We start from the raw sequence: 897 nt of genomic DNA on the forward strand, positions 1-897 counted from the left end.
ACCGTGAACCACTCACGACGCTCAAGACATCGGGCAGCTTGCGCGGAAAGGGGGTGACCATCAGCGCGCGTGCCAGAGCGCGCCGCTTCAGCGTCATGGTGAACGGGAACCGCAGCGCCTAAACCGCGCCGTTGATCGCAGGGCCCACGCCGTTCTCGTGCTGATACAGCCGGATGTGCTCGGCGCCGCGCTGTCGGGCGCGCGGCCTTTGCCGAGTTGCGTCTCTATCGAGTTGAACTCGGTCACTCAGAGAGGTCGCCAACAGCAAAATTCCAACTCTGGCCTCGAATACGAGCCACAATTTTTTGCCGCTGTTATCGGTTCGATCTTTGAGAGACATGGCGGTCGCATAAATATTAACGTGTGCCGAGGGTGAGCAAGGGTTGCTATCGTCGCACATCTCATCCACGAGCCGTCCGAACGGTTCGCCCGTTCGTCTTGAAAGAACAACGCCATTTGTTGAGAATGCGCCTAATTTGGTTGGTGACCTCTACCCGCATTCCGACGAGTTGAGCTCGTGCTCCAAGCATGGAGCGTACCGCGTGGCTGTCGAGACTCTTTACCCCGACCTCCCGATACCAGCCCGCCTTGACGATCTGGGCCGATCCATATGCTCAAGAGAGCCGGTTGGGGGCGGGAGCCGAAATTATCAGGTAATACTCCGCTGGCTTGTCGGTCCGGTTTTCGAACCAATGCTGTACATCCGCCTCAAAGTAGAGCGCATCGCCCTCCTCAAGGACAGTCTCATTCTCTGGAGTGCCCACGACTACACGTCCCCGGGACGCCACGACATGCTTGCCGGTGGCTGACGGGTAAGGCGGCAATCGGCCCGTCGACGTACCGGCAGGCAGGCGATGAAGGACGACTTCGACGGTCATGCCGGCCATGATTGGGGAC

General features: G+C 59.4%; 1 protein-coding gene. It reads right to left on the minus strand.

From position 1 onward, the window contains the following. Positions 1 to 614 precede the first annotated feature (614 nt). Positions 615 to 897: cupin domain-containing protein (locus tag EN750_RS36615; RefSeq protein WP_145968302.1), on the minus strand; the 283-nt coding region annotated here is incomplete at its 5' end.

The organism is Mesorhizobium sp. M7A.F.Ca.ET.027.03.2.1, assembly GCF_003999175.1.
In the GTDB taxonomy this organism is placed as follows: domain Bacteria; phylum Pseudomonadota; class Alphaproteobacteria; order Rhizobiales; family Rhizobiaceae; genus Mesorhizobium.